We start from the raw sequence: 17,357 nt of genomic DNA on the forward strand, positions 1-17,357 counted from the left end.
CCCGCGATCTGCCGGGGACCGGCAGTAAATCCTGAGAGTGCGGTATGCCTGGCAGATCGTGAACAGAGGTTTTACGACGACTTTGTCGCCGATCGCGGGACAAGCCACGCTCCTACAAAGAGCATCGGCGTTGCCTGCGACTCATCAGTGCGGCAGGTACACCGTCAGTGTCTGCCCTGGCTTGAGGGCCTGGCCGCTGCGCGGATTCCAGCGCTTGAGGTGCTGCATTTCGACGTTGAAGCGCTTGGCGACGAGGTACATCGAATCGCCTTTCTGGATCTTGTACTGCATCGACTTCTTGCCGGCGTCTTCGCCCCTGGCGCTGTTGTCAGCCTTGGCCACGGCGCGTGAGCTGGCTTTCGCCGGTTTGCTGTTGTCCTGCATGACCAGCGTCTGGCCGACCTTGAGGTTCTGGCCGGACAGCTTGTTCCAGTGCTGTAAATCCTTGACGTCGACCTTGTTGATGCGCGCGATCTGCACCAGGTTGTCGCCCTTCTTCACCCTGTAGCTGCGGGTGCGCGCCGGCTTTTCGTCCACCTCGGCGACTTCTTCGAACACCGGCATCGCGTACTGCATGCCGGGCTGCACCGGAATCGTCAGCGCCTGGCCGCGTTTCACCTGATTGCCGGACAGCTTGTTGATGTCCTTGAGGGTGCTGGTCGACACCTTGTAGCGGCTGGCGATGCTGGCCAGGCTGTCGCCCGGACGCACGCGGTATTGCTGCCAGTCGACCAGCTCTTCAGGCTTCATGTTGGACAGGTTGGTGGTCAGCAACTGGGATTTCGACGTCGGCACCAGCAAGTGCTGAGGGCCGTCGATGGTCAGACGCTTCTTGAACGCCGGGTTGAGCTGCACCAGCTCGTCCTCGTCGATGTTCGCCATGGCGGCGACTTTCGACAGGTCCATGCGCTGATTCAGCTCGACGACCTGGAAGTACGGCTTGTTGTCGATCGGGTTGAGGTTGACGCCATAGGCGTCGGGCGACATCACCACCTGGGACAGCGCCAGCAATTTAGGCACGTAATCGCGGGTTTCCTGCGGCAGCGGCAGGTTCCAGTAATCGGTGGGCAGGTTGAGCTTTTCGTTGCGTTCGATGGCGCGGCTGACCGTGCCTTCGCCGGCGTTATAGGCCGCCAGCGCCAGCAGCCAGTCACCGTTGAACATGTCGTGCAACTTGGTCAGGTAGTCCAGCGCTGCGGTAGTGGACGCGGTGATGTCGCGGCGGCCGTCGTAAAAATTGGTTTGACGCAGGTTGAAGTAGCGGCCGGTGGACGGAATGAACTGCCAGATCCCCGCCGCATCGCTGCGCGACAAGGCCATCGGGTTGTACGCGCTCTCGATCACCGGCAGCAACGCCAGTTCGAGGGGCATGTTGCGCTCCTCCAGCCGCTCTACGATGTAGTGCATGTACAGGCTGCCGCGGTTACCGGCCGTCTCGAGGAACGACGGGTTGTTGGCGTACCAGAGGCGTTGCTGATCGATGCGTGGGTTGAGGTCGTTGCCGTCTTGCAGCTGAAAACCCTGACGCATGCGCTCCCACACATCATGGGGCGGGGCGAGGGGCACGGGTTTGCGTGCGATGTAAACAGGTTTTGGTTTGGTGCTGGCGACGGGATGGGCGGCGCTGGCGCCGTTCCCGGATTCGAGGCCGCCGGTGCTCTGGCAGCCTGCCAATGTCGCGCTCGCGACCACTGCGATTGCCTGGGCCAACCGAGTCAATGTGTCGGAATTAATGGTTTTGCGTATAGATGACGACATTGGCTGGGGGATAGTTCCAGGCGAAAATGTCGGGCGATTCTAGAAAGTGACTGGTGAACGGTCAACCTTTCAGAATTTCCGTGCTGATTCGCAGCCTGTTTAGAACTTATCTTTCCATGCCCGCAACACGGCAAAGACCTCTGTGGCCGTCGCGTTATGGGTTCCGCTCCGTTCGTCTGCTTTTTGTTTCACGGAGATGACGGCGGCTCGCAGAAACGGATTGGTCTTGCGCTCCAGTGCCAGCGTCGACGGCACACTGATACGATTTTGCGCACGCCACTGCGTCACTTCTTCAAAACGCTTCAGCACGTCGGCGTTGTCCGGTTCAACCGCCACGGCGAAGCGCAAATTGCTCAAGGTGTACTCGTGGGCGCAGTACACGAGGGTGCTGTCGGGCAGCTCGGCGAGTCGGCTCAGGGAATGATGCATCTGCTGCGGGGTGCCTTCGAACAAGCGGCCGCAACCGGCGGCGAACAGTGTGTCGCCGCAGAACAGCAGTGGCTGTTGTGCGTCGGCATGGTAAAAGGCGATGTGGCCCAGGGTGTGGCCGGGGACCGCATGGACGCTGAATGTCAGGCCGAGTACGGTGAGCTGATCGTTGTCGGACAGGGCCACGTCCCGCGCCGGAATCTTCTCATTGGCCGGGCCGTAGACCTTGGCGTCGGTGAGTGTTTTCAGTTGCGCGACGCCGCCGGTGTGGTCGGCGTGGTGATGGGTGATGAGAATGTCGGTCAGGCGCCAGTCCGGGTTGCGCTCAAGCCAGGCGATGACGGGGGCGGCATCACCCGGGTCAACCACGGCGCAGCGTTTGACGGCATTGTCTTGTAACAACCAGATGTAGTTATCGCTGAAAGCGGGCAGGGCATCGACCTGTATCATGGCGCGGTTCGCTTGGCTGGAAACATAGAGAAGCATCTTAGGGTCTGAACAGACTCGAGGCGAGTCTCTATCGCAATGACCCTCTCATGGAGACCGGAAATGACCGATGAAGCGTTCGCCCAGGCCGATCCCGAGTGGCTTGAGCTGATCAGCGCCGCCCGCGACTGGCTGTCCGGGCCCCTGGGGCAGTTGTTGCTGGAAGAAGAAAGCCGTGTGCTGGAGCAAGAGCTTGAGCGTTTTTTTGGCGGTTATCTGGTGCATTACGGCCCGTCGGCGCAAACGCCGCCGGCGGCGAAGCAAGTGCAGCGCAACGTGCGACTGGGCGCGCCGTTGCCGGGCGTCGAGATTGTCTGCGAAGAGCAGGCCTGGCCTTTGAGCGAGCACGCCGCGGATGTGGTGGTCATGCAGCACGGTCTGGATTTCTGTTTGTCGCCCCACGGCCTGTTGCGCGAAGCCGCCAGCAGCGTGCGCCCCGGCGGGCATCTGGTGATCGTCGGGATCAACCCCTGGAGCACCTGGGGCATCCGCCATTTCTTCGCCAATGATGCCCTGCGCAGGGCGCGCTGCATCTCGCCATCGCGGGTCGGCGACTGGCTTAACCTGCTGGGCTTCGCGCTGGAGAAACGCCGCTTCGGGTGCTATCGTCCGCCGCTCGCTTCGCCCAAGTGGCAGGCTCGTCTGGCCGGGCTCGAACGTCTCGGCGATGGCTGGCAAAGTCCCGGCGGCGGCTTCTATCTATTGATCGCGCGCAAGATGAGTGTAGGGCTGCGGCCCGTGCGCATGCCGCGCCGCGAGCCCATGGGCAAACTGCTGCCTCTGCCGATGGCCAAGGTCAATCGGCGCACGCCCGAGCCCTGATTCACCGGCTGACGCCACGCTTTCTCAATTTCTGGAAACATCGTAATGAGCGATACCGTAGAACTCTTCACCGATGGCGCCTGCAAGGGCAACCCGGGCCCCGGCGGCTGGGGCGCGTTGCTGGTGTGCAAAGGCGTCGAAAAAGAACTCTGGGGCGGTGAAGCCAACACCACCAACAACCGCATGGAGCTGCTGGGCGCCATTCGCGGTCTCGAAGAACTGAAGCGGCCGTGTGAAGTGATCCTGGTGACCGACTCGCAGTACGTGATGAAAGGCATCACCGAGTGGATGGTCAACTGGAAGAAGCGCGGCTGGAAAACGGCAGCGAAGGAACCGGTAAAAAACGCCGATCTGTGGAAGCAGCTGGACGAGCAGGTCGGCCGGCACAATGTGAGCTGGAAGTGGGTGCGCGGCCACATTGGCCATCCGGGTAACGAGCGCGCTGACCAGTTGGCGAACCGCGGCGTGGATGAAGTGCGCGGTATCAAGCACGGCTAGGTAGCATCGAGCGCTATTGCCTGTTCTCGGCTGGGCCCTTCCTTCGTCAGGATTCCTTCACTCCGGTCTCGCTCCGTGGGCCTGCGCCGAACGGACATCCATGTCCTGACGGCGCTCTCGCCGCATCCATGCGGCTCGGCCCACTACGCAAGACCTGCGTTCAGCCTGCACCCAAGTCGCGTTTGGCGGTGACTGATCCTTTGGCGTATGAAGATCAAAAGCAAATCAAAAGCTTCCCGGCTGAAGCCGGTCCCACTGACCCACCGCGCACCCACTGTAGGACTGGCTTTAGCCGGGAAGAGGCCAGCATGACCGACATCAATGTCGTGGCAAACAATCCTTGTGCGGTCTGGCAAGGTTGCGCACATCGCAAAACCGCCATGCTAATATCCGCGCCTGAAGCTGAGGCGGTAGGCAATGACTGTACAAAACATCATCACTGAACGAAGGGTTGTCCTCGATACCGAGACCACCGGCATGCCCGTCACCGACGGCCACCGGGTCATCGAAATCGGCTGCGTCGAGCTGATTGGCCGGCGTCTGACCGGGCGGCATTTCCACGTTTACCTGCAACCGGACCGGGAGAGTGACGAGGGCGCCATTGGCGTTCACGGCATCACCGACCAGTTCCTGATCGGTAAACCGCGTTTCGCTGAAGTCGCCGACGAGTTCTTCGAGTTCGTCAAAGGCGCGCAGCTGATCATCCACAACGCGGCGTTCGACGTCGGCTTTCTGAACAACGAATTCGCCCTGATCGGCCAGCACGATCGCGCCAATCTCAGCAGTTACTGCACGATCCTCGACACCCTGGCCATGGCCCGCGAGCGTCATCCGGGCCAGCGCAACAGCCTTGATGCGCTGTGCAAACGCTACGACGTCGACAACTCCGGCCGTGAGCTTCACGGCGCATTGCTCGACTCCGAGATTCTCGCGGAAGTCTATCTGGCGATGACCGGTGGCCAGACGACCCTGTCGCTGGCCGGCAACAACGACGGAGAGGGCGGCGCCGATCGCCCATCGGAGATCCGCCGCATCGCCAACCGCACGCCCGGACGCATCATCGTCGCCAGCGAGGCCGAACTGGCGGAGCACGAAGCGCGGCTGGCCGTGATCGCCAAATCCGCCGGTGCCCCGGCCCTGTGGACCCAGTTGCTCGAAGCCCAGGCTCAGGCCGAAGCCTGACGATGGCAGCCCCGCTCTCGCCCAGCAAACACAGTAGGTGTGGGAGTGACCGGTGTGGCGCTGCGCCTTGCTCACGAAGACGGCATTTCAGGCGCCGCGGATGTACCGGACGCAAGGGCCTCTTCGCCAGCAAGCTCGCCCCCGCATTGGCAGATACATCTGTGGTTGTTTGACGAGAGAGGCCCATGGTGAACACGTCCAGCCCGACTTTCAGCATTCGTGTCGCTGACGAATGCTTCGAGGATTACATCCTCAACAGCGAGTTCACCTTCACCGTCACCGGCTATGCCCGGGTGCAGATCGGCGAGCCCGTGGCGCAGTGGCACGTCGATGCCGTCGAGCCTTACCTGAAAAACTACGGCATCGATTCCGAAGAGTTCTGCAATTATCGGGACGCCGCCGACGGCACGGTGCTGGTGGCCTGGCTCGATGAGCAGCCGGTCGGGCATGTGGTGGTCAGCGAGCACTGGAACGGTTTCGCTCACATCGACGAACTGGCGGTCGATACCGGGGCGCGACGCAATGGCGTGGCACAAAAGCTGCTGGACGTGGCGCAGTTCTGGAGCCGCAAGCGCGGGCTGCCGGGCATCACCCTGGAAACCCAGAACAACAATCTGGAGGCGTGCCGGTTATATGAGCGCTACGGGTTTGTGGTCGGCGGGGTCGATCATCTGCGCTATCGGGCGATAGAACCGTTGACGCGGGAGGCGGCGATTTTCTGGTATCTGTTGTTCGACGCGCCTGGCGTCGATTGAAGCGGCAAGCCCCTCTGACCTGACTCGTGGCCGCAGGATATGAGCGGCCTGAGTGGAAAGAGGCGGGCTTGCAGCGGTGTTTCAATGCTCTCGTATGAGCTTGACCTTGCCCTGAATCAACTCGAATTCCTCTCCGCCCAAATGTTTGACGCGGTCGCCAATGGCCAGGCGATAAGTGGAAACGGGCTCCTTTCCATCAGCCTCGTCAGGCTGTGATTCACGGAATTCATGCACCGAGTAAACGCGTCCCTCCGCATCCCTCGCATGAAATTGCCCAACTAGAACTGAAGCCATTTGCTTTGTAACCTCTGGAAATAACTGCTCGTTTTCGCTCGCATCCTAACACCGCGAGTGAATAAACCGTGTCCGCTTGTAAGGTAATTCCCAAATTTGTCCGGGGACCTTATTCGCCTAAGGCAGTCAGACCGCCGTTTCCGGGGGGAGTTTTCGGCGATCGGAAAAATAGTCGCGACCGACGGTAGCACGGCTCGCCCAAAGCAGGGGCCGATAACCCACGGGCCAGCATCGAACGCTTCGATGATTAGCAACGGAAAAACAACACAGAATTGCCTTCCTGTTTCATCTATAACTGTTGTCTCCTCCCACAGCAGAAGGTCCGTTTCATGAGCCAGGTTCATTCGATTGCAGTCATCGTCGGCAGCTTGAGGAAAGACTCCATCAACCGCAAAGTGGCCCACGCACTGGCTGAGCTGGCGCCGTCCAGCCTGAAGCTGAGCATCGTCGAAATCGGCGACCTGCCGTTGTACAACGAAGACATCGACGCGGATTCGCCGCCTGCCGCTTACACCGCCTTCCGTCAGGCCCTGCAGGGCGCAGACGGGTTTCTGTTCGTCACCCCCGAATACAACCGTTCAGTGCCGGGCGCGCTGAAAAACGCCATCGACGTTGGCTCGCGGCCCTACGGCAAAAGCGCATGGGGCAGCGCCAAACCGGCGGCCGTGGTCAGTGCGTCGCCCGGGGCGATCGGTGGTTTTGGCGCCAACCAGCATTTGCGCCAGTGCTTCGTGTTCCTCGACGTGCTGTGCATGCAGCAACCGGAAGCCTACCTAGGCAACGCCGGGACCTTCTTTGACGAACACGGCAAGCTGAGCGAGAAAACCCGCCCGTTCCTGCAGAACATCATCGATGCATTCGCCGGCCACGTTGCGCGCACCTTGAAAGCCTGATCATCTGTACCGTCTTTCGGTGAAAGGGCCTGCGCGCGGCGCCGCGTGCAGGCCCCTCGCACCCACCGCGCAAGGTCGTCGCGCCTTCGTCAGTCAATCCTGAATTTCCTTGCCCGTGTACAGCGTTATGTACCGCAATCGCGGTGGATTTCTTCCCTACGCTCCCAGCCTTTCCTGCCCATGCCCGGCCAATGCCGGCCGTGGACGCTTGTGCTCAAGGAGTTGTCATGTCCACCGTTACCACCACGTACTTCAACAGCGCGTCATTGCGACGGCGCTTCCTCGAAGAACTCGACCGCGCCGTCACTGCCGATCTTCTCGTGTCATTCGAACAGACTTGGCTGAAACGCGCAGCAGGCGCGCCGGCAACCGATGATGCCGATCCGGTCCGAGTGGATCGGCTGCTGCTCAATGACGGCCTGCCCAACTCGCTGGAGCTCAGCGCGGCGTTGATGTTCAGCCATGGCCAGACCGCCGATCCGCGTGTGTTTCTGTTTACCCTGGCGTCCGGGGTTGAAGCTTTCGAGGATCGCGCACAGCTTTTGGCGACGCTGCTCAGGCGATTTGCCAACGATGATCCATTGGCCTCGTTCGAATACGAAAAAATCGACGGCGATGCTTTCCAGGCGCAAATGGAAGCCATCGTTGAGTACCAGGCCCATTCAGTCAGGCAGTTCACCGACCAGTTGAAGCTGATCCCGGACCTGATCGGCGCGGTCAATTCGTCCCTGGCCCTGCAGCTGCGCCGGCTGTTGCCGGATCAGCAGATGGATCCGGCGACGCACCTCATGCGCCTGGTGCAGCCGGCTTCCAGTGCCGAAGAAGAACTCGTGTTCAGGACCCAGACGCTGGTTCAAACGGCGTATGAAGCCGTGTGCCGTGCCGAGCTGGACCAGGGCGTGACGATGCAGTACCTGGATGCGCAGGGGCGAGTGGCGAGCGACAGCGATGCGGCGTTGTTCGCTCAGGCCATACGCGAGACGATTCCTGCGGTGCCTGCTCGATTCGCCCAATTGCTAAGCGACTATTGGGGGCAGCGACACGCGGCCGGTTCGTGCCGTGACATGGCCATGCAAATTTACGCCACGAGCCTGTGCCATGAGCTCTACCGTTATGGCCACGAGGCGAATCTCACTCGGCGGGAGCAAGCGTTGTTGCGGCCGTTGCTCGTGGCCGGGCCGCGCTTCACCGCATCAGACGCCGAGTTCCACTGCAGTCGTCTCGCGCTGCATGTGCCGGGCGCCCCTGCAAAGCCACTGGCCGGCACCCTGGTCTTCGATGTCAGCCCGGCAGCGTTGCCGTTGCTGTGGTTTACGCCGGAGCACGGCCTGCGCCGATTCGCCAATCTGACGGCGCTGAGTGCCTTTTGCTCGACCCCGGAAGGACGCGAGATGCTCCGCCCGACACTGGCGCTGGCCGATCAGCCCCTGTTGCTGCGCGAAGGCGCCCTGTCCCTTTCGATGCAACGCATCAGCGGGCCCCTGCTGGGCGAACGGATTGATTCCATCCTTGCGCTGCAGGCGCGCAATCTGCAGTTCGTCACGGGGTTGTCGACCGAGTCGGAAATGATCTCGGCGATGTACGACGACGCGCTGGACGTGCGTCAACTGATCGACCCTCGTCAACTGCACTTCAGCGCCGGACGCTGGCGCCGCGAGCAGCCGATGGACTTCGCCGCCGTCTGGTGCAGCAGCGCCAACGATGACTTGGTGGTGGCCGTCACGGAGCCAGAGAGCATTGGCAGTCAACTGTCAGCGTCCGACCCTTCCCAGCCGACCCAACTGCAACCAACGCCGCCTTCCTGGCTGGAGCGAACCCAAGTGTTCGATGCCAATGCGGCGCATCTGCGCGAGCTGGACAACGTCCTTGCCGGCTACGCCGAGCAGGCGCTGCAACGTTATCTGTGCGTGGCGTCGGCCCGGGGATTGCGCGCGAGCGAGGTGCGGGTGCGCTGGCTGGAGTCGCTGCCGCTGGGCTCCTCCGATGTCGAACCAGACTCCGTCGCCATCAGTGAGACCTTGAGTGCCACGTCGATGGATCTGGTGGCGCTGTTGCTGGAACGCGTCAGCGGACACCGTTGCGATCCGCTCGAATCGTCGGCGCAGGTGCTGCTCACCGCCCAGGCTGCAGGGGCACACCTGGATATCGAGCTCATCCGCTTCATGCTCAAGCGCGTGGCGGCGGATTTCATCGAACGTTATCTCGACCACTTCAGGCGCTTGCGCACGGGCCTTGCGCGTCTGGGCGACAGGCAGCTGCAACCGGTTGCCATCGCGCTGGTCCTCAGGGAAGACACGTTGCGGCTCGATCTGGCACTGCGCCAGCGAATGGAGCAGGTGACAAGCGCGTCGGCGAGCATGGTCATGCAAGTGCTGAACGCGCCGGTCCGCGCGCAGAGGACCGAGCCGGGGGCGCCGACCACTGAAGTGTTTGCGGTGTCGCTGGTCTACGGCCCACAGCCGGGGGCCACCCTCAGTGACTCAATGGCCCTCTGGCAACCCTTGGCCCTCGATGCGGGCGTGATGTTCTGGAGCAGCCAGCTGGGCTGGGAGTATTTCGTCTCCAAGCAGGCATTGAGCGACAAAATAGGCAGTCGCTTGCGTGGCGCTCATAGTGAGCGTTGGCTGGCGCTTTTGGGGGAACGCGACCGTGTGCTGCTGCGCAGCCACCTGCAAGCACACCCTGCGGGTCCGATTCGCATTCATTTCAGTCATCGCGCCGGCCACGCGATCGAGGCGTTGCAGCAAAGCGTGTTTGACCGACAGTCACAGAACCTCCAGCAGATGTGCGCCCGCGCCCGGCGTTGTCGCTTTGAAGCCGGGCTGTTCACGCGCCTTGCCCGGGCCACCGAGCTGGACACGCAATTGATCGAGATGCTCGATGCGCTGTCGGTGCGGATCGACAACACGCTGTTTCAAGAGCTGCTGCCGGACTGGCTGAAGGCGGCATCGCCCAACGACCTTCGAGCGTATAACGCGATATGGCGTCGTTTCTTTCTGGCCAGCGACGGCGAGGAGGACTTTCTCTTCGACATCCCGACGCTCTCGGATTACGCACGCGACCGGCTGCTCGAACAGATGCGCAAGGATTTTCCCGAGCATGTCCTGCACCCCGACGAGATCACCGTCACCCAGCGCCGCTACGTTGCGGCGCCCACCGGCGTTGGCCAGATCCCGTCAGGGATTCCGGCCGCCACCCTCGTGCACAGTGAGACGCTGACCGATTACGCGATCAATCGCTTTTCCGACATCCCGGACGGTGTATTGAGCATCAATGACGCCGACGACCCAGAGGCAGCCCGCCTGATCACGCCCGATTACCTGCGCAGCACGGTGCGAAAGCTGGACGTCGGCACAGGATTCAGGACGCTGCTGCGTCAGACGTTGAACCCCGCGGATGCCAAATGGGTGAGGCGCAACAAGCTGTTTATCGACCAGCTGCCACCGATGATGCAGGCGGTGGCGATGCAGCAGAAGCTTGAAGGACAGCTGAGCGCCGAAGCCTACGCGTTCATCTCGCGTGTGGTTGAGATGCCTGACGGGATCGCCCGTGAACCGGTCAACGGGGTGCGCGTCATTATCAGTGCGTTGCGGCTGGTCGCCGACGCAGGCATGACGCCCGACATCCTCAAGGGCATTTATCTGATCTGCGCCGAGGCGGGCGCCAGCGGTCCGGTTATCCTGCACGCCGTGTTCCACCGCGATTTTGTCTTCCGCGAGTACACCAGCCTCTCGGCGCTGGAGGCCGATATCCGCAGCGATGCGAGCCTGCAAGCGTTGTTGTTGCAGCGAGTGGACCCGGAAGTTCGCAAGCGGTATGAACACGGCGGCTTCATTGAGCCTCACCTGCCGTTCTTTGCGCAGGGGTTCGGGGATGTGCCGACACACACACCGGGTCCGGTCACGGTGTCACTGGCTGAGGAAAACGGCAACTCGCTGCAGTTCATGTTCACCGACACCATGAGCCTGCTGGTGGACATCGGTGAGTCCGACACGGTCACGAATCAGGAGGCTGATCACGCGTCGCGCCAGTTTCTGGCGTCCCTTGGCCTTGAGCAGGCACTGAGTGTCATGCCCGGCAAGCTTGGCACGATGATCGCGCTGTGGCAGAGCCATACGTTGTTTCGTGCGTCAGCTGCGTCGGCCTCCGGGCGTCATTGGGGGGAAGCCCTCTCCGAATTTTCTGCCGCCCTGGGCGTCATGATGACGGCCCGGGACCAGGCTGAAAAAGACGAGTTGATCAGCGCCGATCTGGTGGAGGGCGAGGAGGTGCCTGCGCCGGTGTTCTTCTGGGGAGGCGCCACGCTCACGGGCGAGCAGCTGACCCGTCTGCATGCGCTGGAGGCCCGGAACGTCTCGCTCAAGGACTTGCGCCGGGACGACCTGCTGAGTCTGTTCATGAACACGGAAAACGGCAGGGCGTATGCGGCTGTTTCCGGGCGGGTCTATGAAGTGCGCCGTCAGGCCGAAAGTGGCCGCTGGATGATTATCGGCCCCGACCGATCGCCCGGCCCGTGCCTGAAGCTGGACGACAGGCAGCGCTGGCAGCTGGATATCGAGTCCGGTCTGAAGGGCGGCGGCGGGGCCATGACCAAGCTGCGGACCCACGCTGCCGATGTCAGTGCTGACGACGTGCTGCTTATCGAGGCCAGCGGCATGGCCGACATACGCACCTTCTATCGGGAGCGCGCCCAGCGTATCGGTGAAGCCCATCTGCAGGCCAAAAGGTACCTCGAAAATGCGCTGGATAACCTCAACGTGCATGCCCCCGGCACGCCGCTGGACCCGAGGGTTACGCAGATCATTGGCGACTTTTTCGGGGTCAGTGAGCCCGGACAAGAGCTGCTGGTCGACACCGAGCGCGCGGTCAAGGCGCTGTTTGATGAAGTGATGGATGCGTCGCTGTCACCCTATTCTTCGCCACGGTTTGTGGTGGGCACCAACCGCCCGGGGCGGGAGGGCACCATGGGCTTCGTCATTAAACGAGACCCGAAAAAGCGCGTGTTTCTGACCGACCGGTATTTTGATGCGCCGCCGTTTCCACTGAAGCCTGAGGCGGCGAACGAAGGGTTCGATTGCCCGGCCCATTACCGCGCGGCCACCTTGATCCATGAACTCTCGCATCTGGTGCTCGATACCCACGACATCGCCTACCTGGAAAGCACGTCGCCGTATCCGGACCTGCTGCAGGAAAACAATGCCTACAACATCAAGTTGAAGGGAGACATTGAGCGCATGCAGTCGTCCGGGTTGTCGCATCTGAGCATCAAACGGGAGCTTTTTCTGCAATTGACGGACGGGGAGTGGCGCGATTTCGATGAGGAGGAGAGTTTCGAATACGACGCGATCCTGAAGCTCACTAAGTGCAAGACCCTGGACGATGCCCGTGATGTGTTTATGAGCGATGCCCAGAAACGCAGCCGGGTTATTCTGGCCAACGCCGATTCGGTGACCCTGCTGGTGCTGCGGCTGGGGCGCCGAAGCTTTGTCGTGCCGAGCCCTTCGCCGGGCGGCCGCTGAGTGACAGGCGCCGAGCGTTCAGGCTCGGCGTCTGCTCCTTGATGGGCAGGCGCCGGTATTGGCGAGCCGGCACGTCCCTTACAGCGAGTAGTGGCGCAGCTCGCGGGCGATCAAAAGGCGCTGGATTTCGCTGGAGCCTTCGTAGATCTGGGTGATCCGCGCGTCTCGGTAGTATCGTTCCACCGGGTAATCTTCCAGATAGCCGTAGCCGCCGTGAATCTGCACCGCCTTGGAACAGACCCATTCGGCCATTTCCGAGGCGAACAGCTTGGCCTGGGACGCTTCCGACAGACAGGGTTTGCCCGCCGTTCTCAAGCGCGCGGCGTGCAGGACCAGCAGCCGTGAGGCGTTGATGCGGGTGTGCATGTCGGCCAGCAGATTGGCGACGCTCTGGTGCTCGATGATCGGCTTGTCGAACTGCACCCGCTCACGGGCGTAGCCCAGTGCCGCCTCGAATGCCGCACGGGCGATGCCCAGGGCCTGGGCGGCAATGCCGATGCGTCCGCCTTCCAGGTTTGAAAGGGCAATGGACAGTCCCTTGCCGCGTTCACCCAAGAGGTTTTCCGCCGGAATCCGGCAATCGCTCAGGGTCACGGCGCAGGTGTCGGATGCACGGATACCCATCTTGTGTTCCATGCGGTCGACGCGGTAGCCGGGGTTGTCGGTGGGCACCAGAAACGCTGACAGGCCGCGCTTGCCCAGCTCCGGGTCGGTCACCGCGAAGACGATCGCCAGCTGTGCGCGCTTGCCGTTGCTGACGAACTGCTTGGCGCCGTTGAGCACCCACTCGCCGTCTTTCAATTCGGCACGGGTGCGCAGGTTGTGGGCTTCGGAGCCGGCCTGGGGTTCGGTCAGGCAGAAGCAGCCGATGGCCTGGCCGCTGGCGAGTTTTTCCAGCCATTGTTGTTTCTGGGCGCCGCTGCCGTAATTGAGCACCGGCCCGCAGCCCACCGAGCTGTGCACGCTCATGAGCGTACCGGTGGCGCCGTCGGCGGCAGAGATTTCTTCGACGGCCAGCGCATAGGCGACGTAGTCGATATAGCTGCCGCCCCATTCCTCAGGGACGATCATGCCGAGCAGGCCCAATTCGCCCATCTTTGCCACGAGCGCGTCGTCGATCCAGCCGGCCTTTTCCCAGGCCTGGGCATGGGGCGCGATTTCATTGCGCGCGAAGTCCCGCGCCATGTCGCGGATCATCACTTGTTCTTCGGTCAGTTCAAGATCTTGCATAGGTCACGCCTCATGACCGCTGAAGAAGCTTGCCACGTGCTCGGCATTCAAGGCCTGCACGCAGGAGGGGCTCCATTGCGGTTTCTTGTCTTTGTCGACGATCAAGGCGCGCACGCCTTCGATCAGGTCACCGCGTTCAAACCACTGGCGGTCCAGATGCAGCTCCAGGGCGAAGCAACGCTCAAGCGGCATATGCCGGCCGCGGCGCAGCAGCTCCAGAGTGACCGCCATCGCCAGGGGTGAACGGGTCTGCATCAGGTTGGCAGTGTCGACGGCCCAGGCATGGGTGTCGTGGACGGTCACCTCCAGCAGTTGTTCGATGATGCTCGGGATGTCCGGCAGCGCGAAGAAATGATCGATGGCCGGCCGCAGCTTTGCCAGCGGCGGCGCAGGCAAGTGCTGCACGCCGAGTTTCGCCAGCGCGCCCTGTACATCCTTGAGCGGGGTCAGGCTCCACTTCAGGTTATCCAGCTGCAGATCGAGGTCTTCAAGGCGCTGGCTGTTGAGGTACCAGTTCGCCAGCCCGCAATACAGCGCATCGGCGGCCTGGATCTGCACGCCGGTGACGCCGAGGTAAATCCCCAGCTCGCCCGGTATCCGGGGCAGAAAGTAGCTGCCGCCTACGTCAGGGAAATAACCGATCGCCACTTCCGGCATTGCCAGACGGCTGCGTTCGGTGACCACGCGCAGGTCCGCCCCCTGGGCCAGGCCCATGCCACCGCCCAGCACGAAGCCGTCCATCAGGGCAATCACGGGTTTGCGGTAATGATGAAGGGTGAGGTCCAGCGCGTATTCTTCGACGAAGAAGTCCAGGTGCTCGTTTCGACCGGTTTTGAAGCTGTCGTACAGCGAGCGGATGTCGCCGCCGGCGCAGAACGCCTTTTCGCCTGATCCGCGCAGGACCACGGCGTAAACGTTGTCATCCTTCGCCCAGGCGTCCAGCTGAAACTGCAGCTGCCGCACCATGTGCAGGTCGATGGCGTTCAAGCCCTGGGGGCGGTTGAGGGTGATGTGACCGATATGATTGCGTACGTCGGACAGAACGCTCTCGCAGGCTGATTGCTCGCCCGCGTATTCGGCAGGTAGTACCTGAGCCGTCATCGCTGAATCCCTGTTGATTTTTGTTGTACTCAATTCCCGGCTGAACAGCCGGGATCCGTGAGGGTGCTGATGGATGCTACCAGCGCCATTTTGCAAATGACAATGAAGATTCCTGCGGGGCCGGGCGCATGCCTCCAGTCACGCCTGCAGGCTGAACAGGGCCATTTCCGGCGCCTCGCTGATCCAGCATTCGCTGACGGTCCACCCTGCACGGGCGGCCAGTTCGGTGAACGATTCAACCGTAAACTTGTGGGAGTTCTCGGTGTGCAGTCGTTCCCCGGCGGCGAAGCGGAAGGTGTGCCCGGCGACGGTGACGCTTTGCTGCTTGCGGCTGACCAGGTGCATTTCCATGCAGGCCTGGTCGGCGTTCCACACCGCCAGATGATCGAAGGCGGACACATCGAAGTCGGCGTTCAGCTCGCGATTGATGCGGGTCAGCAGGTTCTTGTTGAACTGCGCGGTCACGCCCTCGGCGTCATCGTAAGCCGCTACCAGTGTCTGCTCATCCTTGACCATATCGACACCGACGATGAAATGCGCGTTTTCCCCCAGCACCTCATGGGCGCTGTGGAGGAAATCCACGGCCTGCTCGTGGCTGAAGTTGCCGATGGTGGAGCCCGGGAAGAAGCCCACGCGGGTGTGGCCGTCGGCTTCTTCAGGCAGGGTGAGCACCCGGGTAAAGTCATCGACTTGCGGGGCAACGATCAGCGCAGGGTAGCGCTGGCGCAGTGACCGCGCGGCCTTGTTGAGCGCCGTTGCGCTGATGTCGATCGGCACGTAAACGGCGATGTGCGGCGCGGCATCGAGCACCAGGCGCGTCTTCTCGCTGGCGCCGCTACCGAACTCCACCAGCGCTGCGCCGGAGGGAATGGTCGCGGCAATCTGCGCGGCGATGCCTTTCAGCAGCCCGGTTTCGGCGCGGGTCGGGTAATACTCGGGGGTTTCGCAGATGGCTTCGAACAGGTCGGAACCCGCTGCGTCGTAGAAATACTTGGGCGACAGGGTTTTCACCGCGGCGCCAAGACCGGCCACCACGTCCCGGGCGAATTCGCTGTCGTTCGGGTCCACGACGCCGGGCTGACGGCTGTCACGGGCCAGACGCAGGCCGGAGACCATCCAGCGCTTGTCGGCATGGAAAAAGTTGCGGTACGTCAGGCGGCAATGATCGGGCGACGTGACGCTGGCGCCGCCGCGCAGGACCATCTGATTGACCATGAATTTGCCGTTGTACTCACCGACCGCGCCCACTGAGGGCTTGAAGCCTGGGTAGGCGCTGTAGGCGCTTTGCGTCCACTGCCAGGCGACGTCGTCCATTTGCTCGAGCAAGCCGGCGCGGGCGGCGGCTTCCCATTCCGCTTCGGTGGGCAGGCGCGCGTCGGCCCAGAGGGCGAATGCGGCGGCTTCGTAATAACTGATGTGGGTCACCGGCGCAGACGGGTCGATCGACTCAAGGCCGCGCAGGCTCATGCGCTTCCAGCCGTTCTCGTCGTGCTGCCAATACATGGGCGAGTTCCAGCCGTTTTCCTGCACCAGGCTCCAGCCCTCGGACAGCCACAGGGCGGCAGTGTGGTAGCCGCCGTCGGCAATAAAACTCAGCCACTCGCCGTTGGTCACCAGCCGGTCGCTGATCTCAAAGGACTGCAAATACGTGGTGTGGCGCGGGCCTTCGTTGTCGAAAGAAAAACCGTCGCCGTTGTGGCCGATCTCAGTCAGGCCGGCGCTCAGCGGCTTGAAGTGACCGCGACGCCCCGATGGGTCTTTCGGCCAGCGCGGGCTGTAGGCGGGTTTCAGGGACGACAGGCTGAACAGATGAAGGATGTCCATCAGCAGCAGTTCCTGATGCTGCTCCTCGTGGGCAAGACCCAGCTCGATCAGGCTGGTCATCTCGTCGCTGAGCGGCGTCATCAACAGCGTCGTCATGTTTTCGTCGACGTGCCTGCGGTAGGCCAGCACCTGATCGACGCTTGGCCGGGTCATCAACCCGCGTTGGGGGCGGGGATGACGCGGGCCGACCGCTTCGTAATAGGAATTGAACAGGTAACCGAATGTCGGATCGAAGGCTTCGTAACCCGGCAGGTTCGGCGCCAGCAGAAAGGTTTCGAAGAACCACGTTGTGTGCGCCATGTGCCATTTGGCCGGGCTGGCGTCGGGCATCGACTGCACCACCATGTCCTCGGCGCTCAGTGGCTCGACCAGGAATTCGGTACGTTCCCGCACACTTTGAAAGCGCTGGCACAGGGTGTGGGTAGCGGATGTTTCACGAAGCTGGCGTAGTTGGCGCGTCATCAGGTGCTCTCCGGCGTTGCCGATGCCCGGTGGACCCGGTGGAGTGATTCCACGCAGCCAGGCGGTACGGCGATTCAGGGTTTGAGGCTCGTGGGGCCCGGAAT

13 protein-coding genes and 1 pseudogene are annotated in these 17,357 nt (G+C 62.2%); 7 read left to right on the forward strand and 7 right to left on the reverse strand.

Annotation, left to right across the window (positions count from 1 at the left end; all coding sequences use genetic code 11):
- Window positions 1–144: 144 nt before the first annotated feature.
- The 3 genes and pseudogenes from SLW75_RS12820 to gloB form a co-directional block, all read right to left on the reverse strand.
- Entirely contained in the window at window positions 145–1,581 is a 1,437-nt protein-coding gene (locus SLW75_RS12820; RefSeq protein ID WP_410934683.1) for a LysM peptidoglycan-binding domain-containing protein, read from the reverse strand.
- Window positions 1,582–1,649: 68 nt separating this feature from the next.
- A pseudogene (locus SLW75_RS12825) lies at window positions 1,650–1,758 on the reverse strand (lytic transglycosylase domain-containing protein); the annotation flags it as partial.
- 99 nt (window positions 1,759–1,857) lie between these two features.
- Entirely contained in the window at window positions 1,858–2,637 is a 780-nt protein-coding gene (gloB, locus tag SLW75_RS12830; protein ID WP_410934599.1) for a hydroxyacylglutathione hydrolase, read from the reverse strand.
- 99 nt (window positions 2,638–2,736) lie between these two features.
- Here gloB and SLW75_RS12835 point away from each other — a divergent pair, with 99 nt between their 5' ends.
- The 5 genes from SLW75_RS12835 (at window position 2,737) to SLW75_RS12855 (ending at window position 5,930) form a co-directional block, all read left to right on the forward strand.
- Complete coding sequence (locus tag SLW75_RS12835; protein ID WP_065986459.1) at window positions 2,737–3,495, forward strand: class I SAM-dependent methyltransferase; 759 nt, start codon at window positions 2,737–2,739, stop codon at window positions 3,493–3,495.
- Between the two features lie 45 nt (window positions 3,496–3,540).
- Entirely contained in the window at window positions 3,541–3,993 is a 453-nt protein-coding gene (gene rnhA / locus SLW75_RS12840; protein WP_065986461.1) for a ribonuclease HI, read from the forward strand.
- 308 nt (window positions 3,994–4,301) lie between these two features.
- Complete coding sequence (locus SLW75_RS12845; RefSeq protein ID WP_410934600.1) at window positions 4,302–4,436, forward strand: hypothetical protein; 135 nt, start codon at window positions 4,302–4,304, stop codon at window positions 4,434–4,436.
- Window positions 4,429–5,175 carry a DNA polymerase III subunit epsilon gene (dnaQ, locus tag SLW75_RS12850; protein WP_410929379.1) on the forward strand — a complete coding sequence of 249 codons (747 nt, stop codon included), beginning with the start codon at window positions 4,429–4,431 and terminating at the stop codon, window positions 5,173–5,175. Before SLW75_RS12845 ends, dnaQ begins: the two co-directional genes overlap by 8 nt.
- A 185-nt stretch (window positions 5,176–5,360) precedes the next feature.
- The gene (locus SLW75_RS12855) at window positions 5,361–5,930 is read left to right on the forward strand and encodes a GNAT family N-acetyltransferase (protein ID WP_410934601.1); all 570 of its coding nucleotides are present in this window, start codon (window positions 5,361–5,363) and stop codon (window positions 5,928–5,930) included.
- An 81-nt stretch (window positions 5,931–6,011) separates the two neighbouring features.
- Here SLW75_RS12855 and SLW75_RS12860 read toward each other — a convergent pair whose 3' ends face one another.
- Entirely contained in the window at window positions 6,012–6,224 is a 213-nt protein-coding gene (locus tag SLW75_RS12860; protein WP_083232993.1) for a hypothetical protein, read from the reverse strand.
- Between the two features lie 329 nt (window positions 6,225–6,553).
- On the opposite strand from SLW75_RS12860, the gene SLW75_RS12865 reads away from it, so the two are divergent.
- Window positions 6,554–7,117 (forward strand): NADPH-dependent FMN reductase, encoded by a 564-nt coding sequence (locus SLW75_RS12865; protein ID WP_065986466.1) that lies wholly within the window; start codon window positions 6,554–6,556, stop codon window positions 7,115–7,117.
- Between the two features lie 227 nt (window positions 7,118–7,344).
- Window positions 7,345–12,636: a dermonecrotic toxin domain-containing protein gene (locus SLW75_RS12870; RefSeq protein WP_410934602.1), complete on the forward strand. Its 5,292-nt coding sequence runs from the start codon at window positions 7,345–7,347 to the stop codon at window positions 12,634–12,636.
- A 78-nt stretch (window positions 12,637–12,714) separates the two neighbouring features.
- Here the strand turns inward: SLW75_RS12870 and SLW75_RS12875 are convergent, their stop codons facing one another.
- The 3 genes from SLW75_RS12875 to egtB all read right to left on the reverse strand — a co-directional run bounded on the left by SLW75_RS12875 (window position 12,715) and on the right by egtB (window position 17,253).
- Complete coding sequence (locus SLW75_RS12875; RefSeq protein ID WP_065986472.1) at window positions 12,715–13,866, reverse strand: acyl-CoA dehydrogenase family protein; 1,152 nt, start codon at window positions 13,864–13,866, stop codon at window positions 12,715–12,717.
- Between the two features lie 3 nt (window positions 13,867–13,869).
- Window positions 13,870–14,967 (reverse strand): enoyl-CoA hydratase/isomerase family protein, encoded by a 1,098-nt coding sequence (locus SLW75_RS12880; protein WP_065986474.1) that lies wholly within the window; start codon window positions 14,965–14,967, stop codon window positions 13,870–13,872.
- A 138-nt stretch (window positions 14,968–15,105) separates the two neighbouring features.
- Window positions 15,106–17,253: an ergothioneine biosynthesis protein EgtB gene (egtB, locus tag SLW75_RS12885; RefSeq protein ID WP_410934603.1), complete on the reverse strand. Its 2,148-nt coding sequence runs from the start codon at window positions 17,251–17,253 to the stop codon at window positions 15,106–15,108.
- Window positions 17,254–17,357 lie beyond the last annotated feature (104 nt).

The sequence above is a fragment of the Pseudomonas sp. W5-01 genome (assembly GCF_046540435.1).
Classification (GTDB): domain Bacteria; phylum Pseudomonadota; class Gammaproteobacteria; order Pseudomonadales; family Pseudomonadaceae; genus Aquipseudomonas; species Aquipseudomonas graminis_B.